Genomic DNA, 26,820 nt, shown 5'->3' on the forward strand with positions numbered 1-26,820 from the left:
GTGCGTGTGGGGTTCGCCCAGACAATAGGCCGGGTCTGCACGGACTCGATGCGCGAGTTGACACCCAGTGGGTCGTTGGGCGGACATGAGGGGTCAGATGTCGATGCGGGCGCCGATCTCGACCGCCCGTTCGGCCGGGATGCGGAAGAAGCGGGAGGCGTCCGTCGCCGCCAGCGCCATCGCGATGTAGAGCCGGTCCTGCCAGACCGGCATGCCCGTGGTCGGCGAGGCCACCAGCACCCGGCGGCTCAGAAAATAGGACAGGCCATCCTCGTCCAGGCCGGCGTTGGCGAGGGCCCTGGGCAGGTCGGGCAACTCGGTGAAGCCGAAGCGCACGGTCACGCCGGTGAAAACGCCGGACAGCCGTTCCACGGTGACGCGCCCGGCCTCGTAGACCCTGGGCACTTCCTCTGTCACCACGGTCAGGATGAGATTGCGTTCGTGCAGCACGTGGTTGTGCTTCACGTTGTGCATCAACGCCCCGGGCGCGTCGTCGGGCGAGCCGGTGAGAAACACGGCGGTCCCCGGGGCGCGCAGGACCGAGCCGGTTTCGGCCATGCGCGTGAAGTCGGCCAGGGGAACGCGGCGCTCGTGGATGTGCGCGGCGATCAGCGCCGACCCCTCCGCCAGGTCCACATCGCCGTCACGAGCGCCGCGCCGATGGTCAGCGGCACCCAACCGCCGTGGACGATCTTCAGGGCGTTGGCGGACAGGAACACCAGTTCGACGAGGAGGAAGGGGGCAAGGACGAGCGCCGCGACCGCCGCGGGCCAGCGCCAGAACCGCCACGCCACCACGAAGACGAGGCAGGCCGTGATCACCATGTCCCCGGTGACGGCAATGCCGTAGGCGGCGGCCAGCGAGCTCGACGACTTGAACAGCACCGCCAGGAGCACGACCGCGGTCAGCAGCCACCAGTTCACCCGGGGGATGTAGATCTGGCCCTTCTCGGTCTCGGAGGTACGCAGCACCCGCATCCGCGGCAGCAGGCCAAGCTGCATGGCCTGCTGCGTGATCGAGAACGTGCCGGTGATGACCGCCTGGCTGGCGATGACCGTCGCCACGGTGGCGAGCAGCACCATCGGCAGGAGGGCCCAGGACGGGTAGAGCAGGAAGAAGGGGTTCTCGATTCGCTCGGGATGGGACAGCAACATCGCGCCCTGGCCGAGGTAGTTCAGCGCCAGGGCCGGCAGGACGAGGCCGAACCAAGCCGCGCGGATCGGCTGGCGGCCGAAATGGCCCATGTCCGCGTACAGCGCCTCCGCCCCGGTCACCGCCAGGAAGACGGCGCCGAGCGCGAGGAGGCCGGCGGTCCCGTGGCTCAGGAGGAAGGCGATGCCGTAGGCCGGATTGAAGGCCGCCACGATACTGAGGTCGTCGAGCAGGTGGTGGAGGCCACCCAGCGCCATGACGGTGAACCACAGCGCGGTCAGGGGGCCGAACACGAACGCCACCTTCGCCGTGCCGTGGCTCTGAACCGCGAACAGCCCGACCAAGATGACGAGGCTGAGGGGCAGTACGTAGGGGTCGAGGGCGGGCGTTACGAGCTTCAGCCCCTCGACGGCGGAGAGCACGGAGATGGCCGGCGTGATGATGGCGTCGCCGTAGAACAGGCTGACGCCGATCATACCGAGGACGATCACGAAGCCGCCGGACCGCCCCAGGGCCCGCTGGGCGAGCGCCACCAGGGAAGGCGTCCCGCCCTCGCCGTCGTTGTCGGCGCGCATGACGATGAGCACGTACTTCAGCGTCACGATGAGGATGAGGGCCCAGAGGATCAGGGAGACGACACCGAACACCATCTCCCGCGTGGGCGCGTGGCCATCGCCCGCGGCGGCATGCAGCGACTCCTTCAGCGCGTAGAGCGGGCTGGTGCCGATGTCGCCGTACACCACGCCGACGGAGCCGAGCGCCAGCGCCCAGAACCCGGTCTTCGAGCCATCCCCCGCCTCGTCCGCCAGCGGTGTCCGCAGTGTCGAGGCTCGGTCCTGGCGGTCGCGGACATGAACGGCCTCCCATGTCCGCACCCGTGCCACGCTCGCGAACCAAGGCTCCAACGGACAGCGGCCAGGAACGTTCGAGCGCTTGGCTCGCACGCCGAACGCATTGGTCTCCGTATCTGGCCCGGTTCGCGAAGGACGAAGCATCGTCGCGCCTGAACGAGTCCGGACGGGCTCGTCCCATGGAGGGGTCGATATGACGTTGTATGCCGGGTTGGCCTGCCTGTGGCCGCCAGGCGATGTCACATGCGCTCCTTGATGCCCGCCGACACGAGCCACCAGTTCACCGGGTAGGCGGTGACGAACCCCGCGACCATCGCGACCTGCATCACGAACCAAAACTCCACCGTGTCCACCGTCGCCCTGGGCGCGCCCAGGGATGGCAGAACGGCGAACTGCGCCAGCGCCATGAAGCCGTACATGCCGACCTGCCAGGAGATCAGCGACAGGGTGTCGGCCTTGAGCGCGGCCACGATGCCCGCGCCCGGCGACAAGCCACGCATCGGCACGATGGCGAGGTACTGGAAGACGATGCCGAGGCCGAACGCGAACAGGAAGTCGAGCACCCAGACCGCGTACATCCTCTCCTCGAAGATAGAGTGCCAGCCGAACCAGACCGCCACCGCAGGGACCAGGAAGGCTAGCCACTCGGCGGCGACGTCGCCCAGCATGCACCCGGCGCCGCAATGCAGGGCTCCCTTGCCCACCATCATCGGGAACGGCGTATCGGTCATGTTCGGGGGTTTCTCGTCCCGCTCCATCGCGTGGTGGTGGGCCTCCATCGTGGCGAGGCGGCCGTAACGGAAGTAGGCCCAGACCACGGCGAGGGTGCCGAACAGGGCGCAGACCGGCCAGACGACGTTCATCATCGCCATGTGCTGCGGGTGCCGGATCACCTGCACCGACAGGAGGAGCGAGCAGGCGGCCCCCAGCAAGAGGGACGCGATGGCGAGGGCATGGAGCCAGCCCGGGGCGGCGAAGGCGGCGCTCAATGGTGCACCGCCAGCATCCAGACGGCCATCGCGACCATCATCAGGTTCTCGGTCAGCGAGACGAAGCCCAGCGGAACGCTGCCCGACCCGCCGACGCAGGCACACTTGATCTCGCGCTTCTCGATGTAGACCGCCTTGAACACCGAGACCGCGCCGACCGCGCCGATGAACAGGGCCACGGGAATCGAGATCCAGTTCAGGGCGCCCGCGACCATCAAGACGCCGGCGATGCCCTCCAGGAACGGGTAGGCGTAAGCGTAGCGGACCCAGCGCCGGGCGAGCAGGTCGTAGCCCAGAAACATCGACGAGAAGGTCTCGACATCCTGCAGCTTGAGGATGGCCAGGACGCACATGCTGAAGGCGATGAACCACTCGGCCGCGCGCGTCGTGAACGGCGTGCCGTAGACGGCGTAGCTCGCCGCCAGCGCCATCAGGGCGGTCATCGCGAACACGGCGACCACGGGTGCGTAGCTGGTGGCCTTCGGGTCCTTGACCTCCTTGCCGAGGTGGCGGCGCAGGTCGTCGTAGCCGCCGACCCGCTCGCCGTTGAGGAAGGTCTGCGGCGTCGTCTTCACGCCGTGCTCGGCCTTGAAGGCGTTGGTCTCCTCTCGGGTGGTCAGCCAGTGGTCGTCGACCGTGAACCCCTCGCGTTTGAGCAGGTCCTTGGTCTTCAGGCCATAGGGACAGACGTGCTTCTCCATCACCATCCGGTAGACGGTGGCCCTGCGGGCGGTGTCGAGCATCAGGAAATCCTTTCGGAATGCGCCACGGCGTCATGGGGTCTGAGCCCGATAACGCGATGGCGTTGATCGGCTTCCCGGCACGCGTTGCGCGATCCACCGTGCACCCGAGATGGGGTTTCCCACCGTGGGAAGGTCAAGGACCGCGTCGAAGTCTTCGCGCTGTCATCGACGTGGTGCGCAGCCAACGCGTGACCGGATGCGCGGAACGTCCGGGATGGGCGGATGTTTCTGGACCTCCGACCGCTGCGGGCATCCGTCCCTTGTCCTCTGCCGGTTCAACCGCCCCGATCTTCGGCCGTACCGGTGCCGGACTGCATCCGAGGCCCTTCAGGAACCTGGTCCCTATGAAGCTCTCGCTTACCCTCGCCGCCGCCGTCGCAGCGTCCCTGCTCGGACAACCGGCGGTCGCCGGGTCCGCCACCGCCCCCATCGAGGCACTGACCGCCGGTACCCTGCCGACCAGCTACGTCCAGCTCAGGCGCTTCGGGCATCGGCACCACGGCTTCCGACGCGGTTACGGCTACCGTCGGGGATACGGGCGTGGCTACGGCTATCGCCGCGGACCGGGCGTCGGCGCGGCCGTCGGTGCCGGCGTGGCGGGCCTTGCCGCGGGCGCCATCATCGGGGGGGCCATAGCCAACTCTCAGGCCCAGGCGGCACAGGGCGCGGCGAACTCCGAGGCCGTGGCCGCTTGCGCCCGCCGGTTCCGGTCCTACGACGCATCGAGCGGAACATACCTCGGCAACGACGGCGACCGGCACGCCTGTCCGTAGGCTTGCGACGCTCGCGGGCCGCTCCCGGGTCCGCGGGCATTCCCCACCGCGTCGACGTCCCCCTGGCCGTCGCGCCGGTCCGCTCCACCCCGGTGAACGGGACGATCAACCCATGTCGAAATACAGGGTCTACGGACCGGAGGGGCGACCCGCGGCGCTGGAGCGGCGCCGCCTACGCAAGATGGCGCGGTCGGCCCACGGGTACGTCCGCGGTAACACGCGGCAGTTCTATCGATGGCTCGACGAGATGCCCGATCTCGTCATGCCCGAGACGCAGCCCATCTGGATCTGCGGCGATTGCCACGTGGAAAACCTCGGTGCCCTTGCAGGCTACGGCGGCGAGGTCGCGGTCCAGATCCGCGACTTCGACCAGACTGTCGTCGGCCATCCCGGCCACGACCTGCTCCGGCTCTGCCTGTCGCTGGCCTCCGCTGCCCGATCCTCAGACCTGCCCGGCACGGTGACCGCGCAGATGGTCGAGGCGGTCGTCCGAAACTATGCCCTCGCCCTCGCCCGGGGGCGCCGCGACGAGATACCGACGGCGCCCAAGCTGATCGAGGCGACCCAGCGCTGCGCCTTCGACCGCACCTGGAAGCACCTCGCCAAGGACCGCCTCAAGCATCGCCGGCCGACCATTGACCATGGGAAGAAGTTCTGGCCGCTCGCTCCCGAGGAACACGCATCCATCGTCGCCATGTTCGCACAGCCGGCGATGCGCGACCTAGTCCTGAAGCTCCATCGGCGCGATTCCGAGGCGGAGATCGAGGTCGTCGATGCCGCCTACTGGGTGAAGGGGTGCAGCTCCCTCGAACTGCTGCGCTACGCCGCCATCATCGGCATCCATGACGGCTCAGGGGAACCGCGCTACGCCCTGTTCGACATCAAGGAGGCCGAGGCTTCGGTGGCGCCGGCGGCGAGACCGGATGCGATGCCGAACGACCCGGCCGAGCGTGTGGTGGCCGGTGCCCGGGCGCTTTCTCCGATCCTCGGGGAGCGCATGGCGGCCGGCCGGATCATGGACCGCCCGGTCTTCGTCCGCGAGTTGCTGCCCCAGGACCTCAAGATCGAGGTCGACCAGTTCGCCTCCAAGCCCGCCGTCGCGGTCGCTGGCTATCTCGCTTACGTCGTGGGCGACAGCCACGCCAACCTCATGGGCGCCGAGACGCGTAAGACGTGGCGTAAGGAGGTCCGCCGCCGGGGCACCCGGGAGGTCGATGCGCCGGATTGGCTGTGGAACGGTCTCGTGGCGATGGCCGGACGCCACGAGGCGGGATACCTCGACCATTGCTGCGAGCATGATCTCGTCTACCGACACTGATGGCGGTCCCAGAGACCCAGGAGCCGTGCCCTCACCGGAGGTACAGCATGACCCGTCTCGCTCTCGCCCTGACCATCTGGCCGGCCCCCATTGCCGCGGTTCGAGGCCGGCTTAAACGAACCCACCCTGCTCGTGCATGGCCACGAATTGTGCGTGGCGTTGACGAAGGTCGTCCAAGTCGTGGGAATCGGCCACGTCCCGCTCGGCTGCCGCTTGGACGAGGTCGGCGTGACGGCGCAACTCCCTCAGGCGCGTCGTGAGGCGCTCGACCTCGGCGACGCGCGTCAGCACGTCGAGCATCCGTCCGAGGACGAGCACTGACCCGGCGGAGTTCTGCCGGATCATGTGGAACATGGCATCGCACAGGCCGTCGTAATCGGTCACGGGATGGACCAGCACGACCCGCCTCTCCCGGACGACCGCGCCGGTCGGAAGGTGGCGCGGCGCGATCCTGCACAGGGCGTCGCCGAGATGGTCGACGACGCTGCCGGCCGTGAACGGGTCGTTGATGCCCGGCGACAGGGCGCGGACCGCGATCTCGACCAGTTGCCGGATCGAGTATTCGAGGTCCTGGAGCGAGGCCGGGCGGCGCCCGAGGGTGAGCGCGTTCGTGATGGCCTCGTCGGCGCCCTCGACACCCGCCAACAGGAACGCGACGGGGAAGCCGGTGGGGACGTAGTCGCCGGGGCGGACCCGCAGGGTCACGGTGATGCCGCGCTCCTCCGCCCAATCGGCCAGGGTGTCCGTATCGATGGCCTGCAGATAACCGCCCCCGGTGGTGGCGACGCCGCTGCCGGTCGGGGCGTCGGAGGGCCTCGCCGCATCCGCCGCGTCGAGGGTTCGGGCCGCGATGGCCTTGCAGAGATCTTGCTGGACCGCATCGACCACGGTCTCGATGTTGATGCTCGTGGCGATGTGGTGGACGAACCAGACCAGGGTGCCGATGGCGACCAGCGCCAGAACGAGCGCGCCGGTGATGGCGAGGTGGGGGACGAACGGGTCCTCCTCGACGGTACGGACCGTCCGCAGCACCATCAGGGAATAGGCGAAGGTCCCGAGAAAGATGCCCAGCACCGTCTGGTTGCGGGCGTCGCGGATGAAGTTGCGCAGGAGCCTTGGGCCCATCTGGCCCGAAGCCAGGGTCAGGGCCGCGATGGTGATGGAGAAGGTCGTGCCGGCGACCCCGATGTTGGAGGAGGCGATGGCGCTGAGGAGGCCACGCGCCCCTTCGGCGCCGCCGGAATAGCCCCAGTTCGTGTTCGGGGAGGACGCGTCGTAGCCGACGACGTGGGCCGTCTCCAGCCACACCCCGAACTGCGCCAGCAGGATGCAGCCGAGCACGATCAGGGCCGGACGAAGCCAGAACAGGTCGCCGAGGATCTCGACCCAGGCTTGCAGCCGCGCCTTCACGCCCGGTCCTCCGCACGGCGGACGGCGGCGCCATCGTCCCGCAGCACCTCCCAGCGCGCGCGGGGTGGGCCCTTCCCGGCGGGCCAGCCTTCGCGCTGGCTCGTCCTATCGCCGTCCGTCTCCTCGGTCTGGTCGTGGAACAGCACTTGGCTCGTCGGATACGGCAGGTCGATGCCGGCCTCGGTCAGGGCCTCCTTCACATTCGAGATGGCGTGGTCGAGCGCGTCCACCGCATCGCGACGCCGGGGCGGGTCGATCCAGAACCGGGCCGTCATGTCGACGCCGGCGGCCCCGAGACCGGTCACCAGCGCCTCCGGTGGTGGATCAGCGAGGACGCCTTCCGTACCGCGCAAAGCCTCGACGATGACGCGGCGCGCCTCCCTCATGTCGTCGCCGTTGCCGATGGTCAGCGGGAAGGCGAGGCGGCGCTTGTCATGGGCGGTGATGACGGTGATCTTGTCGACGAACAGGGTGGCGTTCGGGATCAGCACCCGCTGGTTGTCATAGGTGCGCAGCACGGTGGCGCGCACCCAGACATCCTCCACCGTGCCCTCGTGCGAGCCCGCGCGGATCTGGTCGCCGATGACGAAGGGCCGGGTGAGCAGGATCAGGATGCCCGCGAGCAGGTTCTGCAGCACGTCCCGGAAGGCGAAGCCGATGGCCACGCCGCCGATGCCGAGCAGGTTAAACAGGTCGGCCGCCGAGACCGACGGAAAGGCCACCGACGCCGCGACCAGGAACGAGACCAGGATGGTGACGCCCCCGGCGATCCGCCCCAGCACTGAGGCCGAGCCCGGAGATGCGTCGCGCAGTTCCGCGGCCCGGCGCACGGCGGCGCGGACGCCGCGGGCGACCAGCAGGCCGAGGCCGAACAGGACGAGGGCGATGGCAAGCCCGGGCAGGAGGGCCGCCGCCGAGCGACCGAGCCCTTCCAGGCGTCCGAGCGCTTCCGCGAAGATCATGCGTGACACCGATTCATGAGAAAGCCGCCGGGGGCTGGGAGGCCACCCGGCGGCGCTTGATCAACGGCCCGAGGGCACCCAGCCCTCGGGAGGCAGGCGAGGCCGCGTCAGCGGCGCGGACCGCCGGTCGTGCCGCCGTACTGCTGCCCGCGGGCGCCGCGCGACGGCATGGCTGCGTTGCCGCGGCTGGCCGAGCCCTGCCGCATCCGGTGGCGCCGGTGCATGCGCACCTGGACCAGATCGGCGTTGGCCGGGGCCGTGACGCCGGAAGCGGTCATCGGCAGTGCCGAAGACGGCAGGGTCGAGGCGCCGAGGCCGAGGCCGGCCAGCAGCGCTGAGGCGAGGATGGTATGCTTCATGATCGTGTTTCCTTCGTCGTGAGGGATCAGCTCTTCTTCTTGGAGTAGGTGAACTTCGGCGCGTTCTTCAGCGTGTCCTTGTCGGTGTCGGCGTGGACCGCCCACTTGCCGTCCTTGTCGCTGATGGCCAGCGTCGACGGGTCGAGCACCACGTAGCTCTCGCCCATGCCGAGGAAACCGCCGACGCTGACGACGACACCGGTTACGGTCTTGCCGTTCTCGATCACGAGATCCTCGACCTCGCCGACGTTCTCGTTCTTGTTGTTGTAGACAGTCGTGCCGATGAGCTTCGACGACATGACATCGGCGGGCTTCACGGTCACGTACTTCAGCTTCACCGTCGCGGTGTCGGCCATCTTCATGCCGGTGTCGGTGGTTGCCGCGGGCATCGCCGAGCCGGGCGCCGGTGCCGTCGGCGTCGTCTGGGCCAGGGCCGGCACGGCCATGCAGGTGACGGCGAGCGCGGCGAGGACGGTGTTCTTCAAGGTGAAACTCCTGGAGTCATGCCTCCGCCGTGATGGCCTGGGGCCGTTGGCAAAAGGCTGCGGCGCGCCCCCTCGGACGCGTGATCGCGGTCGCTAACGTGCGTTGCCGGAAACCGTTCAGCAAAAATTCATCCGCGTGGGAGCTGGCCCGAGGCAGGCTAAGGAGCTCCGGGATGGGCATGACCAACACCCCCGGTCGGGGCACGGCGTGTCGGCCAGGAACCAAGCCGGCCGGGGGATCCTTGCGGAATGGCAAGCCCGACGGTCGGGTATCTGAACAGGAGCACGTGATCTCAGTGTCCACGCATCGACGTTTCCGCCATGGCCGGACCATGGCCAGCCTGCTGGCCGGTGCCGGCGCCCTGCTCGCGGGGACCATCCTGGTTGCCGGCCCGGCCGCCGCACAGTCCGCGGGGAGCGCCATCGACCAGCCGACGGCCGGGACACTTCCGCCCGGGACATCGACGGTGAAGGGCAACGGCACCGCACCGCGCGACCAATCCACCGGACAGGTCGCTCCGCCGAGCGCCATCCAATCCTCGACGGACGTGATGCAATCGGATGGCACGGTTCAGGGCAAAGGCCAGGGAGGCACGACCGACCCGATCAAGCACCTGCCCAAGGACATGCGCCGGTGAGCGACTCCCGCTCCTGCACCGAGGCGGCCTCCCGTTCGCCCGATGCAGGAGCACCGGCCAGGGCGGTCGTGGGGTCGCCGGCCGATCCCTCTCATCCTCTTCCTCGACATCCCCGGCAGGTGCGACATGACCAAGATCGCAGTCACTGGTGCTGGGTCACCAGTTCGATGCACCGCCAGCGCGAGTGTGGACCGGTCCGTGCAGAGCGCCTCGTGAGGGTGCTCGCCCGCCTCGTCTTGATCGTACTCGCCGGGTCTCTTGCGGCCGCGAGCCTCGTCCCGCTGGTCCCGACCGAATGGTGGGCGGTCCGGCTGCTCGATTTCCCGCGCCTGCCGCTCGCCTTCGCGTTGGCCGCGGTCTGTCTCGCCCTGGTCCCCTTCCTCCGGCAAAACCCCGGGACGACCGCGACGGCGCTCGCCCTGGTCGCCTGCGCGCTCGTGGTCGATCTCTGGATCCTGTGGCCATACCTGCCCGGGTCGATGCAACGGATCGAGGCTTGCCCGGTCGAGCGCAAGCTCTCGGTGCTGGTCGCGAACGTGCAGTTGGGAAACCGGAACGCCCGACCGCTGGTCGAGGCCGTCGAGCGTGAGCAGCCCGACCTGTTCCTGGCGATGGAGACGGATGCGTGGTGGGACGAGGCCCTGACGCCGTTGCGCGCCTCGATGCCCCACGGCCTGCAGCGGATCACGGGATCGTACTACGGCATCCACCTCCTCTCGCGCCTACCCCTGGTGAACGGTGAGGTACGCTACCTCGCCGGTCAGGACACGCCGGCCGTGGTGACCGGCGTCAACCTGCGCAGCGGTGAGGTGATCGACTTCGTCGGCCTCCACCCGAGGCCGCCACAGCCATGGCAATCGGCCCGCGGGCGCGACGCCCAACTCTACGCGGCGGCGGTCGTGCTGCGTGAACGGGTCGAGCCGGGCGTCATCGCCGGCGACCTCAACGCCACGCCCTGGGAGATCGCGGTGGAACGCATGATGAGGCTGTCCGGGCTGATCGACCCCCGCCGCGACCGTGGCTACGTCGCCACCTGGAACGCCCATTCGTCCCTGTGGCGCTGGCCGCTCGACCATGTCTTCCACGAGGGCGGCTTCGCGACGGTCTCGGTCGAGCGCCTCGACGCCTTCGGCTCCGACCACTTTCCCTATCTCGTGCGCCTCTGCCGCCGGTCCGGCGAAGGCCCGGCGGCGGCGATGCCGCGGGAGGCCGGCGACGTCGCCGCGGCCAACGCCGTGCTCTCCGCCGCCGGCGCGACCGAACGCGTGCAACCGCGTTGAGCCATCTCATCGGAAAGCCCCCCGCACCCTCCCGCGGCCTGGGCGGGGGAAGCCCGTGATCTCCATCTTCGACCTTGCCGCGCTCCTGCTCACCCTGTCGGCGACCTTCGGTTTCCTGAACCGTCGGTTCCTGCGGATGCCGCACACCATCGGCCTGCTGGTGATGGGACTGCTGGCCTCCCTCGCCCTCGTCCTCGTCGACCTCGCCTTCCCGGCGCAGCACCTCTACCAAGACCTCACGCGGGTGCTCGATCAGGTCGACTTCACCGCCGTGGTGATGAACGGCATGCTGGCCTTCCTGTTGTTCGCCGGCGCCATGAGCCTCAACCTTCGCCTGCTGCGCGACCGAGCCTTGTCGGTGGCGACACTGTCCCTCCTCGGGACCCTGATCTCGACGGCGCTGGTCGGCGGTGCCTTCTGGGCCATAGCGAAGGCCCTCGGCAGTCCGGTGTCATTCGCCTGGGCGCTGGTCTTCGGGGCACTCATCAGCCCGACCGATCCCGTCGCGGTCCTGGCCACGCTCAAGAACGTGAACGTGCCCGAAGCCCTCGAAATCGAGATGCAGGGCGAGGCGCTGTTCAACGACGGCATCGGCATTGTCTTGTTCACCGTTCTCGTCGCTTTCGCAGCAGGATCGGGCGGCGAGGCGACCAGCGCTGGCGGGATCGCAGCCCTGCTCCTGCACGAGGCCGGCGGCGGCTTGGTTCTGGGGGTGGTGACGGGCTACCTCGCCTACCGCGCGATGCGCGCCATCGACGACTTCCCGGTCGAGGTGCTGATCACCCTGGCCCTCGTCACCGGCACCTACGCGCTCGCCCAGAAGCTCGGGGCCAGCGGGCCGCTGGCCGTGGTCGCGGCTGGGCTGCTGATCGGCGAGCGCGCGCCGCGCTACGCGATGAGCGACAACACCCAGAAGTACGTCTCGGCGCTCTGGACACTGATCGACGAAGTTCTGAACTCGGTCCTCTTCCTGCTGATTGGACTGGAGGTCCTCGTCCTGCGCTTCCAGGTCGCCGGGCTGACGCTGGCCGCCTGCGCCGTTCCCATCGTGCTGGTCGCCCGCCTCGTGGCGGTGTCGGCCCCGGTCCTGTTGTTCCGATGGGGCGGCAACCTCTGCCTCGGCAACGTGCCGTTCCTGACCTGGGCAGGGGTACGGGGCGGCATCTCCGTGGCGCTGGCTCTCTCGATCCCGGAGAGCGACGCCAAGCCTGCGATCCTGGCGGCAACTTACGCGGTGGTGCTGTTCACCATCGTCGTACAGGGCTCCACATTGAGCATGGTGGCACGCCGGACGCTCAGGGAACTACCGGAGCGTGAGGCCGCCTGACGACGTCGACCGGCCTCGCCGCCTTTTCCCATACCGCCCCTCCGGAGCGCCACCCATGAAACGGGACGGCTCGACCACCGTCGTCTACGCCGCCCTCGGCGGCAACCTCGCCATCGCCGTGACCAAGTTCGGCGCCGCGCTCTACACCGGGTCTAGCGCCATGTTCACCGAGGCCCTGCACTCGCTCGTCGACACGGTCGACCAGGGCCTGCTGCTTTACGGCATGCACCGGGCGAAGCGACCGCCGGACGAAGCCCACCCGTTCGGCTACGGCCTCGAACTGTACTTCTGGTCCTTCGTCGTCGCCCTGTTGATCTTCAGCCTCGGCGGCGCCTTCGCCATCTATCAGGGCATCGAGAGGATCCGGCACCCCGAGCCGATCCGGGACGCCTGGGTGAACTTCACCGTGCTGGGGCTCTCCGTCCTGTTCGAGGGCTACTCCTTCGGCGTCGCGTGGCGGGAGATGCGCCGGCGGCACGCCGACGTCGGGATGTGGTCCGCAATGCGCCGGTCCAAGGACCCGAGCACCTTCACCGTCATCCTGGAGGACGGCGCGGCCCTGATCGGCCTGGGCGTCGCCGCCATCGGCGTCGCGGTGTCCGTGGGGCTCGACGAGCCCCGCGCGGACGGCGTGGCCTCCTTCACCATCGGCGTGCTGCTCGTCGGCGTCGCGGTGGTTCTCGCCCGGGAGACGCGCAGCCTGCTCATCGGCGAGGGCGCCTCGGTGGCGTTCCTAGCCCGGGCCCGCGACTGCGTCGGCCGGGACGAGCGGATCGCCTGCATCCAGGACGTGCGCAGCCTGCAGATCGGGACCAACAGCGTGGTCCTGGCGATGGTCCTGTCATTCCGCGACGGGACCACCGCCGAGGAGCGGGACGACGCATTCGACACGGCGTACGGGCGTCTGAAATCGGCCCTGCCCAGCCTCACCTACTTGTACCTGATGCCGTCCCGGGGCGGGCCGTGAGGGAATCGCCGATGCCGGGCCGTCGGAAGGTCGTCGCCGTTATCCGCCGGGCCGTGTTGGCCGCGAACGACCACGGCATCGGCTTCATGGCGGCGGGCGTCGCGTTCTGGAGCGCGCTCGCCCTGTTCCCTGCCGTGGCCCTGCTGGTCTGGCTCGCGCACCACCTCCTTGGGGTCGCCGACGTCCGTGACGCCCTTCGCACGGTCACCCACGTCATGCCCGACAGCGTCGGGGACATCGTCGCGCGGGCGATCCAGGCGGCGTCCGACGGAAATCCGGCGGACCGTGGTGCCGACCTCGGCTGGCCGGTCGGTCCGGCGTTCGGACTCCTGGTGAGCCTTTGGAGCGTGACCGTTGCGATGCAGGCCCTGTTCCACGCCCTGGACCAAACCTTCGAGGCCGAGGAGCGCCGGTCCTGGCTGCGCCTGACGGCGGTGAGTCTGGCGTTCTCCGTGGGGGCGCTGGTCGTCATGGCCTGCGCGTTGGCGGCGACGGTCGCCATGACGCATGCGCTTGCACCCATCGACGGCGCGTTGCCCGGAACACTGGCGCGCTGGGCAACGGCCTTCGTCACTTTCCTCCTGACGGTCGCGACCTTGTACCGGGTCGCCCCGTCCGGTGGCCGGGAGGGCTTGCCGTTCGTGACAGTGGGCGGCGTGGCCGCAGCGGCTGCCCTCGTGGCGGAGTGCGGCCTGTTCTCCTGGGTGGTCGGCCACTTCTCCACGCTGGACGTCACATACGGCTCGCTCAGCACCGTCGCGGCGTTCTTGCTCTGGCTGTGGGTGTCGGTCGCCATCGTCCTTGTGGGGGCGGAACTCGACGTGGCCCTCTATCGCGGGACAGGTCTGTACGGAGGCCGGAGTAGGAGCGGCGGGATGAGCCGACAGTCCGCTAGGTAGCGTCTCGAACGCTCCGGCCCTGCCTGGCTGCGGCGCAAGCTTTCTTCGCCTACGGGACAAGCCAGTAATTGAATGGAAGTTTCTCCGGAAAGGCCGGCGCCGGATCACCCGCATCAGCGATGGGCGGTCGCAGATCTCGTTACGCGAACCATGTGAACGATGGCCGGGTGCCCCATACGGAAAGAGGCGGCCGACGGAATGTCGGTCGCCTCTTTCCTTTCATGCATAACCGTCTGGCTCTGGGCCGCCGTCAGGTCGATGATGCCTCAGTATCCGTAGCCGTAAGCCGGGTACCCGTAGCCATAGGCCGGCGCGTACCCGTAGGCCGGCGCGTAGCCATAGCCGCCGTAGTACCCGACCGAACGACCGTAGCCGTATCCGTAGCCGCCGTACGAGTTCGCGACGATGGCACCGGCGGCGAGACCCGCGATGCCGAGGCCGATGGCGGCGCCTGGGCCGATGCCGCGACGGTAGCCGTAACCACGCCCGTAGCCGCGGTAGCCGCCGTAACCACCCCGGAACCCGATGCCGCGGTATCCGCCGCCGTAGCCGTAGCCGCCATGGCCATAGCCACCGCCGTAGCCCCAACCGCGTGCTTCGGCGGGGGCCGATGCCAGGACGCCGAGGGCGAGCAAGGCAGTGGAAGCGAGTGCGATCTTCCGCATTCGAGATCTCATGTCGTGTGGGATGTCTACTAAACAGATCGGGCCTTGTTCCGTTCCGAGGTGACGTGCGGCCCTTGACGGTATCCCGAACGTATGTCCGCTTCCGGGAACCGCGCGGCCGCGCGCAAACGACTGCGTTGGGTCGATAGGCGACCGTCCGCTTATGAAGTCGGCCAATTCTTGTGCCATCACGCTGCGGACGTCCGGCACGCTCGATCAAGTGAGTGGGGGGTGGAGCGCAGGGCGCGCAAAAGCAACGTGGTCCATCCATCCATAACAGCCGACAACCGAGTAATGTGTCCGTTTTCTCGGGGTTTGTACGCGTACCCAAAATTTTGGCCCCTTTGCTTTGGATCCACGCCCATTGATCGTGACGGGGGAGGATCACCGCCAGTGAGATGACACCGGCGGTGACGGAAAGAATTCGGCTACGTGGGTCGGCGGCGCAGGCTCGAAATACGATCGTTCAGAATGGCGCGAAGCTCTTGGATCTCTCCGTAAGCGGCTTCGGCCTTTTCGAAAGCCGCCAATCCATCCCGCCGGATTTCTTGGGTCAGCGCCTCGATGCGTTTGACCGCCATCAGGAAGCTGGGTCTCTCGGGCGTCTGGTTCTCGGTCATTTCGTATTTCCTCGTTGAGTTGTCAGTGGAAGGCGACGGTGATCGGTACGACTCGGACGAAGACCGTTCCGTCGTGGAAATGAAGGTACAGATTGCTGTCCGATCTCAGCTGGTCGTACCGGGTGATGACGCGGTTGGTCTCGGCGACGGTCACCAGCGCCAGCCCCGGCTCCTGCGGTGGCGCACCATCGCCATCGACGAGCCGTGGGGGTTGGGCAGGATCGGGAGCCCTGGGTACGGCCGCTGTGGTGGTTGCTTCGGCGAGGTGGCCCAGCAGACTCTGCTCGACGGCCCTGTCCAGTTGCCGCAGGTGTCGGTCGGCGCGATCGACGAGATGCTGAACGGCGGCCTCGAACGCGTTGGTAGCTCGCCCCAGAGCGATCCGGGCGGCCGCTTCCAGATCGTCTGTGACCGCAGCATCGAATGCGGCGAGCGCACGTTCGGCCCGGGCGCCGGTGCCCTCAACAAGACGGCGGACCAGCACCGCGGCGGCGGTCGGCGTGGGCTCCGAGCGGGCCGCGATCGCATCCAGAGCGGTGGGCGGCGTACCGGCATGGCCGAGCCCCACAATCAGATTCGGAACCGCGGCGGCCACTGCAGCGTTCGCGGTCACGAAAGTATTCAAGGCCCGGAAGCCCTCGACCGGCCCTCCTCCCCTGCAAACCAGCGTGGCCGACAGGCCGTTATCGCGATGCAGTTCGCTGACCCGCTCAAAGGTGGCAGCCAAGGACCGTTCCGCACTGGGTCCTTCGAAGTTCGTCCAGATCCGGTGTACACGGATGAGACCGTTCTCCTCGAGCGGACGAAAGACGTGCTCGACGTCACGGCGGGCATCGCCGCACTCGGCTGCAATCAGTGCGATGTGGTGGGGATCCTCAGGTTCGACCCACGTCGCAGGACCGAACCGGCATCCTTCCAGCCGGAGACGTTGTAGCGTTCGCTCCCGATCCAGTTCGCCGTCGATCGGTACCTCACCGATCGAGAGCAGGGCGAGGACCCGGGCCTGCACCCCGGCCCCGCGACCAAAGCGCTGGCGCATGCCGGTCTGCAGCCGCAGCTCGATCCTCCGGTTGACCAGGGTCGCCGGATCGAAGCTTTCACCGGTCGGGCTTCGATGGGCCTCGCTTTCAGCAGCATCGAGCCGAACCTTCAGCCGCGGCGGATCGGCACTGCCGACGGGGTCTGCCTCCCCGAGCAAAAGCAGGTAATCGCTGGGACCGACGGGTTCGACGGTGAGGACGCAGGCCCGGACCGTGTGCTCGCCGCGCAGGCGCTGACGCAGCCAAGCGATGAGGTCTCGTAGGTCGCGCACCTCATCGGTGGGCTTGCACTCATTCTCGTCGTTCGCTCGCCCGAGGGGGCGCCCCCCATCGCCTGAGGGCGGGCGACGCAGGGGCGCCCGGTCGGACGGGTTGAAGAAGCGGTGGTGTCTCATCTGTCATTCTTGTTTCGGGAAGGAGAGATGATCCGGCGGCCCTCATGCGGGCGGCCGGATCGCGGCGGTGGCGTCAGTCGAACAGCGGCCCATGGAACGCGGGCGTCATCCGTCGAGCGGAAGCCGGCTCGATCATCTCGGCGATCGCCGCGAGCCGCGGCGTGTTCGCCACGCGCACCTCCTCCCGGAGGATGCCGGTCAGGAAGGCGAGGATCTCGTCCGGGCCATCGAAACAGCGGTGGGCCATGGTGTCGAGCAGGGTCGGAGCGCCCGCCTTGCGCAGGACGATCGGGACCGGGAGAACGGCGATCCGGCGCAGCAGCCCCTCGTCCGACAGGGCGCGGAACGCGAAGCCGGTACCGGGCGCGATGATCACGAGGTCGAGCGTGCCCCACTCGTACTGATCGTAGGCGCAGCCGATCGCCTCCTCGAGTGCGGCGACCGATCCGGCTTCCTCGAAGGCGACCGGGTGCCGGATCAGCTCGATGATCCCGTGCTCCCACCACCGCTCGAGTTTCTCCCTGATTGCGGTGGGCGAACCTCCGTCTTCCGGCTCGATCAGAAAGACGCGCCGGAGGCGGCTCGGGGCCGGCAGATTGTGCTGCCGGTCCCAGATCCGATCGGCCTCCAGCCCATCCCGGATCGCGGCATCCTGATCGGCCCAGTCCGACAGGAAGGTGTCTCGCACGAAGCCGGCAACCTGTGCCGAGAGGTCACCCCGTGGTTCGGCCGTCACGGTCAGCTTCAGCTCGTGGTCGCCGATGATGGTGCTCGGATCGAGCAAGATGCCCGTCGCAGTCTGAACCTCTCGAATGAAGTCACCCGTCATGAAGGCTGTGAGCCGTCCGGGGCGGCCTGAATCGACGGCCCGGAGTTCGAGGAGAAGGCCGTCCTGGTGCCTACGAGGGCGCTCAACCGTGGCGCGCACCCAGAAGCTCGGCTCGTGGGGGCGGCCGGGCTCGTTCGCGCCGACGAGCGCGTTGAGATCTGTCATTTGTCATGTCCGTCATGAGGGGAAGGGGCGAAGGCACCTCACCGACTGCTTCCCGCCGGCGCTGTTCGAGCGCCGCGTTTCACCCCGTCCTTCCTGGGGTTTTTGGGCGAAGGGCCTTCGCCTGATTCACCTTGATTGGAGTGTCTTCCCCTCCGCTCCCGCAGCCGCAGAGGCTCGGGAGCACGTCGTCTTTTCCCTCTTGTGGTATGTGAAGGTTGACGGACATCGACCGACCACAAGCAGGTCGGCGCGCACCGGGTTGCCCGAGCGCTCGATTAATTGAGTGGTCGCTCATTTTTGCGGGCGCAGAGGCTCGGCATGCGATAGATAGATGAGCGATCACTCATAAACCGATGAACTGGCGATGGCCCGCGGACGCCCTTGGAGCTTCGATCGGAAGCAGGCCCTGCACCAGGCGATGATGCTGTTCTGGGAACGCGGTTACAGCGCCACTCCGCTCAAGGCTCTGCAGACCGCCATGGGCATCGCCCATCCCCAGAGCTTCGAGCTCGGCGTTCGGATCGAAGCAGAAGCTGTTCGAAGCCGCGCTCGGCTCGTACTGGGTGAGCCATCTCAAACCGATGTTGGAGTACCTGGAGGCAGACGAACCCATCGAGGCGTTCCAGACCCTGTTTGCGGAAGCCGCCCAGCTCTACACGCGCTCGTCCCCGGCGCGGGGCTGTCTGATCCTGACCAGCTCGGTGAACCTGAGGACCGAAGATGACGAGGTCGGCTTGCTGATCGCGGAGTACCGACAGCGGATTGAGCGCGCGATCAAGGAACGCCTGTCCCGCGCGGTGAAGGACGAGCATCTCCCACCGGGGCAGAAGGCCGCTTTGGCCGAGCTCTGCTTCACCATCCTCTATGGCATGGCCCTGCGAGCCCAGTCTGGCGCCGGGTGCGATGATCTCCTGGGCGGGACGGAGGTGGCGATCAGGCCGTTCGTGGATACGATCTGATTGATGAGCGTCCGCTCATTTCTCTGAGAGTTTCAGGGCACGTCGGTTCCGGATGGCGGATGCCGACTTTCTCTACCTACATCTCGTTGCCGTTCCCGCTGCCGCGCCTAACCCCGCGCTTCTCGCTCGCCTTTGCCTTGCCAGGGGCTCGAACCAGCGGAGACAGCGTGACCGCCGGTGCCGCCACCGGGATAGACTTCGGTTTGTTGGCCTCTTCGCGTTTCCGGGCGGCACGCTCCAACTCCAGCCACATCTCCGGAGGCGCGCGGTCGAATGCCCAGCAGCTCGTCCTCTGCATCACCGCGGAAGGCGTGGCCTGCTGCGCGCCGCCCATAACCGGTCCAGGCATGACGGCCGATCCTCGGCACCGTTGGAGCGCAGGCGGTGATCAGGGCGGCGACCGCGTCCTCGCCGTGACCGGTCCCACGCAGACGGCGGGCGATCAGGGCGTCGATCCGGGAGGGATCAGGCCAGCGCCCCTGCCAGCGTGCCAGAAGGTCTGCCCGGTGCGCCCAGTAGACCGGCGCGTCGGCGTGCTGCTCCGCGCCGTCCGAGCTTGGACAGCGGCCGAGTTGTGAGGCCGGCCCGAGACCGTAACGTCGGGCGAAGATGCCGATCCAGAACGCGAGCCGCTGGCCGAGCCTCTGGCACATCGCCCCGGTCGCGGTGAGAATCTGCCCATAGACACGGCGAGTGCTCCCGTCCGCGTTCCGAACAGCGGTATCCGGGTGATCGGGATCGTCGATCCGCAGGCCGTAGGGGCTGCGGGCAAACCCGAGGCTGAAGCGGAAATCCTCGCTCACTTCGGCCAGGGCAGCCTGCTCGAAGGGCCTGCCCTCGTTCGGCGTCGTCAGCACGACTTCGTGGCTCCCGTCGCTCTTGTCGAGGACGAGGGCTGGCGCAAAACCGGAAGCCACCAAGGCATCGACTTGCGATTGAGCGAGGCCGGTGAGTATCAGGTGGTGCCGGTCTGTGGAGATTGGGCTGAGATGGACCGTTGCCCCGGGCCCGCCTGCTCGCTCCATCGCTTTCCAGCCCAGCGCGATCTCGGCCATCGGACGCGGCGTGAGTTGCCTCAACAGATCGGGATCCCGGGCGAGAACCTCGTCGTCTTTCCCACGAACCCGCGGCGAGCGCCGCTCGGTCACGACCCGGTAGAGGTCGGCCTGAAGAGCCGCATGGTACAGCCCGAGAAGTCCGGTCACGCTCGCGCCGTGGCTCGGCTGGCGGATCGGTGCCAAGCGAGGCAATGGCTGACCTGCTCTCATCGCGAGACTGCGCGCGCTCAGGGCAGCGCGAGGAGCCGGCCCGACGACAGCAGCCTTCAGTAACGGGGCAAAGTTGAGCATCGGATAGGCGGCGTCGTACGCGCTCCGCGCCGAAGCCGCCTCTAGCGTCTGTCGCTTCGCAAGACCGAAGAGGGCCGGGTCGATACCCGGGGCCGGTCGCGGTGAATGCGAGACTGCCTCGGCGCTGTAGTCGTCACGGTTGGGCTGATGACCGACGCCCTTCGATCTCGGCTCGAATGCGCCCAGGCGCTTCTCCAGGCGGGTTCGGCTGGCCGCTCGGCAGGTCGAGGCTTTCACCGTGATCCCGTCCACGACGATGACCGCGCCTGATCCCTTCGCCTCGTAGATGATGCGGTGCTCATCGAGGGCCGCGTGCAAGGCGGCCCAAGACGACGCCTTCGTCGCGATCGGACCGACCACCTCGATCACGCGCCGCGCGGCACTTTCCTCACCGCGGTAGATCTCGGCCCGCGCGGCGCCGGCAGGCAACGCATCGCTCGGCCCGATGCTTCTGGCGAGCACCAATTCCCTTCCCTGTGCGCGATGGGCGAGACGCATGCGCATCTCGGCTAAACGCCGGGCGGTGAGGGCCGCGACCGTGTCGGCCGGGGTCGTCGATCGATCATCCCGAGCCGCTGCCATCGCCTCGGAGAGTTCGAGCCGGGATCCCTGTTGCAAGGAAGAGATCTGCGGCCGGGCAGTGGGCTCGGACGCTGCTGCCCGGCGCAGTCTCACGGCTGCCAGGGCGCGGGCTATTTGCGAGTGAGAGTTGCCCGCGAGAGCACGAGGTGAATCTCGCCGACCTGCTGGCGCAACACCGTGAGGTCGCCCGCCTGTCTTTGTTGTTCGGCCGACATGGCCTGCAACAGCTCCATGATCTGCTTGAGGCGGCTCGAGGCGCGGTCCTGACCATCGATGATCGTCCCGATCGGATCGGCCTCCTCGCTCCCCTCCCGGATGATCCTCAAGAGCCGATCGTGTTGGTGTGGGCCCCTTGCGCCTGGTAGGCTGCGATGCGGCTGTAGTCCGGGGGCGGGTCGCCCTGCGGTCCGGTACCGGTCGACATGTTGCTCTCCTATGCTGCGGTCTTCGAAGACCTCGTGGTGCGCGCCGGGCTCGCGTTGCCAGCCCTGGACGTGCTCGATCCGGGCGACGGCGCGCCCGATGGCTCGGTGAAAGAAGGCGACCCGCGTCGGCTTGTCCGCGTCGGGCGCGACACGCGAGATCAACGCGTGGACGTGGGCGTTGCCGGACGCGCCGAGATGCTGCGTCCAGAGCACCTGATGGCCGCGCAGGCCGGTCTCCTCCAGCAGGATCGCCAGGCCTTGTTCGATCTGGCGGACCGTCGGCTGTTCGCCCGCCCGCCAAGAAAGCACGAGGTGCTCGATCGGGCTGCGGGCGGTGGGGGCACCCATCGCGGTGGCGGCCATCTCGGCGACCTGTTCGGAGCGGACGTCGGTGATCAGATTGAGCTGACCGCGAGCCACGACGTCGCCGCGATCCTGGGCGTTGACGTCGCGGTCGATATAGGCGGCGAGCTGGGTCACCTGCCGAACCACCGACGCGCCGTCGCGGCGCTTGGGCATGCGCTTGCCGATCATGACGGCACGGCCAGATGCGCGATGGCGGAGCGAATGTCCTTGAGCACGAGGCGACCGGTCTCGGCCATGTGCAGCGTGCGGATGGCGATCTTGGCAAGCCCACCGAGCCGCCGCAACTCGCGGATCAGTTCGGCATCGACGCGCGCCGTGATGTGAAGCCCGAGGAGCCGTCGTCGCGTGAGCTCGGCGAGCGTAATGCCGGCCGCCACGGCTTCGGCCTGCAGGCGCTCGTACTCCTCCGGCGTGAGCCGGATGTTGACCTGCTTCGTCAGGATGCGCGTCTCGGTTCCGCGTTGGCCGGGCACGTCAGAAGTCCTTTCGGGCTGTGTTCGGGGAGGTTGTGGGATGGGGGTTCGGGGGCTCGCCCCGACAGGTGAGCGGCTGTGAGAAGCGTCAGCGCCGAACGGCTGCGTCTCCTCGGTAGCTGCGCCCGGCTTGGCCGGCGGCGCGGATAGCGAGGGGCATCCTGCCCTCCGTGTCCTCTCCGGGATCGTCCTTCCGGGAGCCCACGCCTTTCCGTCTCTTCAGGGCAGCCGTTCGGCTTTCTCTCCGGACAGCACGATCCGCATCGGCTGGCCGGTGTTCCTTCCCGCAACCTGACGCAACGACAGGCGCTCCGTGTTCTACGTAGATGATCATCCGGCCCATCCTCGCTGTCGGAGATGCCCCGACTGAGCCCTCGACAACCGATAAGCTCAAGCTTGAGGATAAAGCTGCAACCAGCGCCGCTGTCAAATAACGGCGATTCGACTATAAGGATTCGGTACTCGAATGCGCTGCTGTTTCACCGAACGATGCTTGTATCGAATCGCCGTGATTTGCAATTTGGAGCGACAAGCGTGACCATAAGCGGGCCAAGTCCAGAGCACTTCCGCTCGACAGGGCTTGGGCGAAGCGAGGCAAATCCCGATGGCCAAACCCAGACGCACACCGAAGCCCATGCTGGCGAGCGAGCCGGCAGCCAACCGTGCGGCGCTCGCCGAACTGCTGACCCAGGAACCAGAGCCACAACCGACCAAGCTCACCGTGGCGAACGAGATCGCGGCCTACGCCGCCGACATCCGCGCCTGCCTCAAGTTGGGCCATTCGCTCGCTGCGATCGCCGAGCTTCTGCAGTTCGGCGGCGATCGCCTCGATCCACAGCAGCTCCGTCGCTACCTCGCACGCTGCGAGAAGCGTCTCGGGCGAAAGGGCCGAGCCAAGAAGGCGGATGCGGGGTCAACTACTCCCTCGGAGACTCCCGCTGCGCCACTGTCGAACGGCGCTGACCGGGGTACGACCGCACGCAGGTCACTGTCCGGTTCGGTGGACAGGCAAACGCCGCTACCGCCTCCAGCCCGTCCGGAGGCACCGGTCCGGACCACTGTGCTGCCGAACGCGGGCGCGGCGGCACCCCAAACGACCCTGCCGTTATCGGACAAGCCCCAGGGGATGGCGGCATCCACGGTACAGCACTCAACCGCCGGACAAGCTCCGCCGATCGCACGCTCGATGCCCCCGACAGCTGTGTCGGCAGGTACGACGACCGGCGCCGGGACTGGGACGCTGGCAAAGCCTGCGGCCGGTCCGACGACAAGCGGCCAGGATCAACGAACCGCCGCCCCGAACTCAGCCTCGTCCTCAACCACGGCAAAGCCTCAGAGCACGGCATCGCCCGAGTTGCCGGGCCTGACCTTTGAGGCGGCAATGAGCCGTACCGTCGACAGAATGCTCGGGACCGCTAAACCGGAGGCGAACGTCGACATGTCGCGCCAAACTTGGCGGCTCGCCGGCCAGCCAGACGCCTCATCCGTGGACGAAGCGCAGGCGGGGCCGCCGCTCGCGTCGACGACGCGGCCCTGAACCGTCGCATGCCCAGCGGTTCGCCCGCGGCCCGTGCCGCTGCGGGCGAACCCGCCGCCCATGATGCCGACACCCCCGCGGTCACGGTCGTCACGGTACCGGCAATGAGTTCGGCGACATACGAAAGGCTCGGCCATGACGTTCGTCGCCGCCACACCCTGCGCTTCCTGGTGACGCTCCCTCTGGGGAGCGGCACGACACGTCATCTCATGAGGACGAACCCTACCGACGACGCTCTGGAGGTCTGTTCGTGTTCCGACAGCTCATCCGACACGGCGGCTCCCATCCGAAGAACCGCTCATGCCCGACATCTCGACCGATCCGCGTCCCGTCATCCTGATCGGCGATCGCCCGACCGGCCCGCTTCATTTCGGTCACTACTGCGGGAGTCTCCGCAACCGCGTCGCGCTCCAGCACGACCACGACCCCTTCGTCCTGATCGCCGACGCGCAGGCGCTCACCGACAACGCCGACGACCCAAGACGCATCACGGGGCACGTGCTCGACCTCGCCCTCGACGACCTCGCGGTCGGGATCGATCCGAGCCTCACGACGATCTGCGTGCAGTCGGCCCTGCCGGCGCTGTGCGAGCTGACGCAGCTGTTCCTCAACCTCGTCACGGTGGCACGTCTCGAGCGCAACCCGACGATCAAGGAGGAAATCCAGGCGCGCGGATTTGGGCGCGACATCCCGGCCGGCTTCCTATGCTATCCCGTGGCCCAGGCCGCCGACATCGCCGCGTTTCGGGCGACGCTCGTTCCGATGGGCGCCGATCAGGCCCCGATGATCGAGCAGACTGACGAGATCGTACGGCGCCTCAACCGGCAGGTCGGGCACACGCTGCTGCCGGATGCGCGCGCTGATCCCCGAGAGCGGTCGCCTGCCCGGCGTCGACGGGCGCGCGAAGATGAGCAAGTCGCAGGGCAACGCCCTAGCCTTGTCGGCGACCGAGGGCGCGATCCGTGCGGCGGTGCGTCGGATGTACACCGACCCCGGCCATCTGCACGTCACCGATCCGGGCCGGGTCGAGGGCAACGTCCTGCTACCTATGTCGACGCGTTCGATCCAGATCGCGACACCGTGCACGAACTGAAGGCGCACTACCGGCGCGGCGGCCTCGGCGACACCGCGGTGAGGCGGCGGCTGGAGACCGTGCTGCTCGATCTGTTCGCTCCGATCCGCGAGCGCCGCGCCGCCTGGGCGGAACGTCCGGATGGCGTCCGTGACATCCTGCGGAACGGCACCCGCCGCGCCCGCGAGGTCACACAGGCGACGCTGGAGGCAGTCAAAGGCGCACTCGGCCTGTTCCGCGTAGGGCAGTGACAAGCCCTCGCTTAACGACACAGCACACGGAACGACCGCAGGTACGACAGGCGAAACGCTCCTGAACGCACCGCGTAGTTTCGTACCGTCAGCTGGTTAGCAGAACGCGAACACCTGACCCATAGCCAAAATTCGGAAGGTCTGCGTCTGGATCACTCGCAAGGCAAGCTGCCTAAACATCTTCAAGACAGCCCATCTTGCTTCATTCAGTGGCCGATACAGGCGTAAGGAGATCAACGGGCACTAAGTTGGTGAAGCGAATTATGAAAGGCTTGCCCCTAAGTACTTCTCACGATAAATTCTACTTCGGCGATCAGAGTGACCACATCGTCGAAATACTGCTTAAGCACTCGGGCACCGAGACTCTGCCCTCCGCCGTGGGAGACTGAGTTGCGGACCGCGTAGCAGGATGACACGCTCTCCTTCACGCGCTGGTTCGAGGCAATGAACGTCTCCAGAGCCACACCCCATGTTGTGTCGAACCGGTTGAGCAGAGCAACGATCCGGTCGCAATCGTAGTTTGTGCCCGCCCCAAAATACCGCCGCAGAAAGGCTGACATTTGCGAGGGCATGGTACCCTCGAACTTCTCGCACAGGATGAGTTCAAGGCAGCGCTCCAGGTGCCCGCAGACCAAGACGCTACCGAACCGGCAGAGGTAGGACGATACTTCCGCGGCGTGGGAGGTGTTTGCAGCCTCGGTAATGACTCTCTCGAGCGCGACCAGCCTCTGGTCGATCGAAAAGGACACCTCAGCATCCCGCAAACGTGGTCGTCGCTACCCGTCTCCGTGTCTTTACTGCCTCCTCGTCGGCAGTCGCGCGTTCGCTTGCAGCTGTGAATTCATTGTCGGCAAGGAGCGCATCATACGCCTTCCGGAGCTTTTCCTTGTCGACGGGCGTACTGTCCTTCTCAATCCTACTCGAAACTCCAAGCATGACTGCCTCGAAGACTGCGGCGTTCAGGGTCCCGCGCGGCCGGAAAGCACCTTTGCCCTTTACATCATAAATCACCTGAATGGCGTCCGTGAAAGCTTTAGAAAACTCCTCCAGCACGGCCTGATCAACGTTCTTAAGGTCGTTAGCAAAATCGTTCAAAAAGTCCCGCATCGGCCGGGAATATTTATCCGATCGCGCTCTCATCGCCAGGAAACGCAGTACCAACTCTTCGTCTTTCAACCGCGAGTTTTTCTTCTCGCCAAAAATAGATCGCCATGCGGTATTGTTGTTCAAGGTACGGACCGTAGAGAGAAGCGTGCCTTCGTAAATCGCATTTCGAATTTCTTGGGGAGACAATCGGATCCCGCCCGAGTTTATCCTCTCAAATACGAAGTAAAGGCTCCGATGTGCTTGCTTCGGCGCATCTTGATGAAATATAGTAGAATGAATGATTGAATCTCCGAGTCGGAGCTTGTCCGCAGGACTCAGCTGATCATATGATAGATTGTTCCACTGATCAGCAACTCCAGTCAGACGGAACTTTTTCTCTAAAAAAACGCCTTCATAAAAATATTGAAGTGACCGTAGTCTTTGCTGGCCGTCCACCACCAAATGCCTGTTGGTCTCAGCTTCCCGGTAGAGAAAGATTCCTGGTACTGGCAGACCCATGAGCAGTGATTCGATGAACCGCGACGCATGGCGCTGGGACCACACGAACCTTCGTTGAAACGGAGGGATGAAGAATGCGCCCGACTTCAAGCGAGAGATCACGGTGTCGATCGGGTAGTCAGCTCCGTAGCTGGTGATGACGAACCTAACGTCCCCCGGCTGCTCGAGAAGCGTTTCGTCCTCAACGCCGGCCGTCTCCAGAGCGAGCTTGTACTCGTCCTCAATCTCGACAGGCTGATCGGAAGGAATTTCGTCGGCGTCGGTCGGATCGGGCATCATGCACTCACGCTAGCTGCGGGGGACGTCCTTATCAGAAGCAAGCGTGTCAACCTTA

25 protein-coding genes and 1 pseudogene are annotated in these 26,820 nt (G+C 67.1%); 10 read left to right on the forward strand and 16 right to left on the reverse strand.

Annotated elements, in window-relative coordinates; all coding sequences use genetic code 11:
- Window positions 1-93: 93 nt before the first annotated feature.
- The 3 genes and pseudogenes from ACFQE0_RS22755 to ACFQE0_RS22765 form a co-directional block, all read right to left on the reverse strand.
- Window positions 94-1,961 (reverse strand): annotated as a pseudogene (locus ACFQE0_RS22755) (potassium transporter Kup).
- A 281-nt stretch (window positions 1,962-2,242) separates the two neighbouring features.
- Window positions 2,243-2,992 carry a DUF4396 domain-containing protein gene (locus ACFQE0_RS22760; protein WP_378973714.1) on the reverse strand — a complete coding sequence of 250 codons (750 nt, stop codon included), beginning with the start codon at window positions 2,990-2,992 and terminating at the stop codon, window positions 2,243-2,245.
- Window positions 2,989-3,735, reverse strand: coding sequence for a glutaredoxin family protein (locus ACFQE0_RS22765; protein WP_378973716.1), 747 nt, complete (start codon window positions 3,733-3,735; stop codon window positions 2,989-2,991). Before ACFQE0_RS22765 ends, ACFQE0_RS22760 begins: the two co-directional genes overlap by 4 nt.
- Before the next feature lie 344 nt (window positions 3,736-4,079).
- Between ACFQE0_RS22765 and ACFQE0_RS22770 the strand changes: the two genes are divergently transcribed.
- A complete protein-coding gene (locus ACFQE0_RS22770) occupies window positions 4,080-4,508 on the forward strand; it encodes a BA14K family protein (protein WP_378973719.1) in 429 nt (142 codons plus the stop codon).
- Window positions 4,509-4,620: 112 nt separating this feature from the next.
- The gene (locus tag ACFQE0_RS22775; protein WP_378973722.1) at window positions 4,621-5,826 is read left to right on the forward strand and encodes a DUF2252 family protein; all 1,206 of its coding nucleotides are present in this window, start codon (window positions 4,621-4,623) and stop codon (window positions 5,824-5,826) included.
- Window positions 5,827-5,937: 111 nt separating this feature from the next.
- On the opposite strand, the gene ACFQE0_RS22780 is transcribed toward ACFQE0_RS22775, so the two are convergent.
- The 4 genes from ACFQE0_RS22780 to ACFQE0_RS22795 all read right to left on the reverse strand — a co-directional run bounded on the left by ACFQE0_RS22780 (window position 5,938) and on the right by ACFQE0_RS22795 (window position 9,042).
- Window positions 5,938-7,236, reverse strand: a complete 1,299-nt coding sequence (locus ACFQE0_RS22780) for a DUF2254 domain-containing protein (RefSeq protein WP_378973724.1) — start codon at window positions 7,234-7,236, stop codon at window positions 5,938-5,940.
- Window positions 7,233-8,198, reverse strand: coding sequence for a mechanosensitive ion channel family protein (locus tag ACFQE0_RS22785; RefSeq protein WP_378973727.1), 966 nt, complete (start codon window positions 8,196-8,198; stop codon window positions 7,233-7,235). The genes ACFQE0_RS22780 and ACFQE0_RS22785 overlap by 4 nt, the downstream gene beginning before the upstream one ends.
- A 107-nt stretch (window positions 8,199-8,305) precedes the next feature.
- Window positions 8,306-8,557 carry a hypothetical protein gene (locus ACFQE0_RS22790; RefSeq protein WP_172685411.1) on the reverse strand — a complete coding sequence of 84 codons (252 nt, stop codon included), beginning with the start codon at window positions 8,555-8,557 and terminating at the stop codon, window positions 8,306-8,308.
- Between the two features lie 26 nt (window positions 8,558-8,583).
- Window positions 8,584-9,042, reverse strand: coding sequence for a PRC-barrel domain-containing protein (locus ACFQE0_RS22795; protein WP_378973730.1), 459 nt, complete (start codon window positions 9,040-9,042; stop codon window positions 8,584-8,586).
- A gap of 332 nt (window positions 9,043-9,374) precedes the next feature.
- On the opposite strand from ACFQE0_RS22795, the gene ACFQE0_RS22800 reads away from it, so the two are divergent.
- From ACFQE0_RS22800 to ACFQE0_RS22820, 5 genes are all read left to right on the forward strand, one after another.
- The gene (locus ACFQE0_RS22800; protein WP_378973733.1) at window positions 9,375-9,680 is read left to right on the forward strand and encodes a hypothetical protein; all 306 of its coding nucleotides are present in this window, start codon (window positions 9,375-9,377) and stop codon (window positions 9,678-9,680) included.
- 212 nt (window positions 9,681-9,892) lie between these two features.
- Window positions 9,893-10,960: an endonuclease/exonuclease/phosphatase family protein gene (locus tag ACFQE0_RS22805; protein WP_378973735.1), complete on the forward strand. Its 1,068-nt coding sequence runs from the start codon at window positions 9,893-9,895 to the stop codon at window positions 10,958-10,960.
- 55 nt (window positions 10,961-11,015) lie between these two features.
- Entirely contained in the window at window positions 11,016-12,287 is a 1,272-nt protein-coding gene (locus ACFQE0_RS22810; protein WP_378973738.1) for a cation:proton antiporter, read from the forward strand.
- 55 nt (window positions 12,288-12,342) lie between these two features.
- Window positions 12,343-13,254: a cation diffusion facilitator family transporter gene (locus ACFQE0_RS22815; protein ID WP_378973741.1), complete on the forward strand. Its 912-nt coding sequence runs from the start codon at window positions 12,343-12,345 to the stop codon at window positions 13,252-13,254.
- Between the two features lie 11 nt (window positions 13,255-13,265).
- On the forward strand, window positions 13,266-14,153 hold the full coding sequence (locus ACFQE0_RS22820) for a YihY/virulence factor BrkB family protein (protein WP_378973743.1): 888 nt from the start codon (window positions 13,266-13,268) through the stop codon (window positions 14,151-14,153).
- A 266-nt stretch (window positions 14,154-14,419) separates the two neighbouring features.
- On the opposite strand, the gene ACFQE0_RS22825 is transcribed toward ACFQE0_RS22820, so the two are convergent.
- From ACFQE0_RS22825 to ACFQE0_RS22840, 4 genes are all read right to left on the reverse strand, one after another.
- The gene (locus tag ACFQE0_RS22825) at window positions 14,420-14,818 is read right to left on the reverse strand and encodes a hypothetical protein (protein ID WP_378973746.1); all 399 of its coding nucleotides are present in this window, start codon (window positions 14,816-14,818) and stop codon (window positions 14,420-14,422) included.
- Between the two features lie 428 nt (window positions 14,819-15,246).
- Window positions 15,247-15,438, reverse strand: a complete 192-nt coding sequence (locus ACFQE0_RS22830) for a hypothetical protein (RefSeq protein WP_378973748.1) — start codon at window positions 15,436-15,438, stop codon at window positions 15,247-15,249.
- A 22-nt stretch (window positions 15,439-15,460) separates the two neighbouring features.
- Window positions 15,461-16,750 carry an exodeoxyribonuclease VII large subunit gene (locus tag ACFQE0_RS22835; protein WP_378973750.1) on the reverse strand — a complete coding sequence of 430 codons (1,290 nt, stop codon included), beginning with the start codon at window positions 16,748-16,750 and terminating at the stop codon, window positions 15,461-15,463.
- Window positions 16,751-16,946: 196 nt separating this feature from the next.
- Window positions 16,947-17,867: a hypothetical protein gene (locus ACFQE0_RS22840; protein WP_378973752.1), complete on the reverse strand. Its 921-nt coding sequence runs from the start codon at window positions 17,865-17,867 to the stop codon at window positions 16,947-16,949.
- 581 nt (window positions 17,868-18,448) lie between these two features.
- On the opposite strand from ACFQE0_RS22840, the gene ACFQE0_RS22845 reads away from it, so the two are divergent.
- Window positions 18,449-18,826 carry a hypothetical protein gene (locus tag ACFQE0_RS22845; RefSeq protein ID WP_378973756.1) on the forward strand — a complete coding sequence of 126 codons (378 nt, stop codon included), beginning with the start codon at window positions 18,449-18,451 and terminating at the stop codon, window positions 18,824-18,826.
- Between the two features lie 107 nt (window positions 18,827-18,933).
- Here the strand turns inward: ACFQE0_RS22845 and ACFQE0_RS22850 are convergent, their stop codons facing one another.
- The 3 genes from ACFQE0_RS22850 to ACFQE0_RS22860 form a co-directional block, all read right to left on the reverse strand.
- Window positions 18,934-20,793 carry a hypothetical protein gene (locus ACFQE0_RS22850; protein WP_378973758.1) on the reverse strand — a complete coding sequence of 620 codons (1,860 nt, stop codon included), beginning with the start codon at window positions 20,791-20,793 and terminating at the stop codon, window positions 18,934-18,936.
- A gap of 74 nt (window positions 20,794-20,867) precedes the next feature.
- Window positions 20,868-21,716: a relaxase/mobilization nuclease domain-containing protein gene (locus tag ACFQE0_RS22855; RefSeq protein ID WP_378973760.1), complete on the reverse strand. Its 849-nt coding sequence runs from the start codon at window positions 21,714-21,716 to the stop codon at window positions 20,868-20,870.
- Window positions 21,713-22,021, reverse strand: a complete 309-nt coding sequence (locus ACFQE0_RS22860; RefSeq protein WP_378973763.1) for a plasmid mobilization protein — start codon at window positions 22,019-22,021, stop codon at window positions 21,713-21,715. Before ACFQE0_RS22860 ends, ACFQE0_RS22855 begins: the two co-directional genes overlap by 4 nt.
- Window positions 22,022-22,625: 604 nt before the next feature.
- Here ACFQE0_RS22860 and ACFQE0_RS22865 point away from each other — a divergent pair.
- A complete protein-coding gene (locus ACFQE0_RS22865; protein WP_378973765.1) occupies window positions 22,626-23,558 on the forward strand; it encodes a hypothetical protein in 933 nt (310 codons plus the stop codon).
- A gap of 300 nt (window positions 23,559-23,858) precedes the next feature.
- Window positions 23,859-24,881, forward strand: coding sequence for a tryptophan--tRNA ligase (locus ACFQE0_RS27695; protein ID WP_465264082.1), 1,023 nt, complete (start codon window positions 23,859-23,861; stop codon window positions 24,879-24,881).
- A 278-nt stretch (window positions 24,882-25,159) separates the two neighbouring features.
- On the opposite strand, the gene ACFQE0_RS22880 is transcribed toward ACFQE0_RS27695, so the two are convergent.
- Both ACFQE0_RS22880 and ACFQE0_RS22885 read right to left on the reverse strand, forming a co-directional pair.
- Window positions 25,160-25,630 carry a HEPN domain-containing protein gene (locus ACFQE0_RS22880; RefSeq protein WP_378973767.1) on the reverse strand — a complete coding sequence of 157 codons (471 nt, stop codon included), beginning with the start codon at window positions 25,628-25,630 and terminating at the stop codon, window positions 25,160-25,162.
- A gap of 1 nt (window position 25,631) precedes the next feature.
- Complete coding sequence (locus ACFQE0_RS22885; RefSeq protein WP_378973770.1) at window positions 25,632-26,765, reverse strand: DUF262 domain-containing protein; 1,134 nt, start codon at window positions 26,763-26,765, stop codon at window positions 25,632-25,634.
- Between the last annotated feature and the right edge of the window lie 55 nt (window positions 26,766-26,820).

The sequence above is a fragment of the Methylobacterium komagatae genome (genome assembly GCF_042661665.1).
Classification (GTDB): Bacteria; Pseudomonadota; Alphaproteobacteria; order Rhizobiales; family Beijerinckiaceae; genus Methylobacterium; species Methylobacterium komagatae.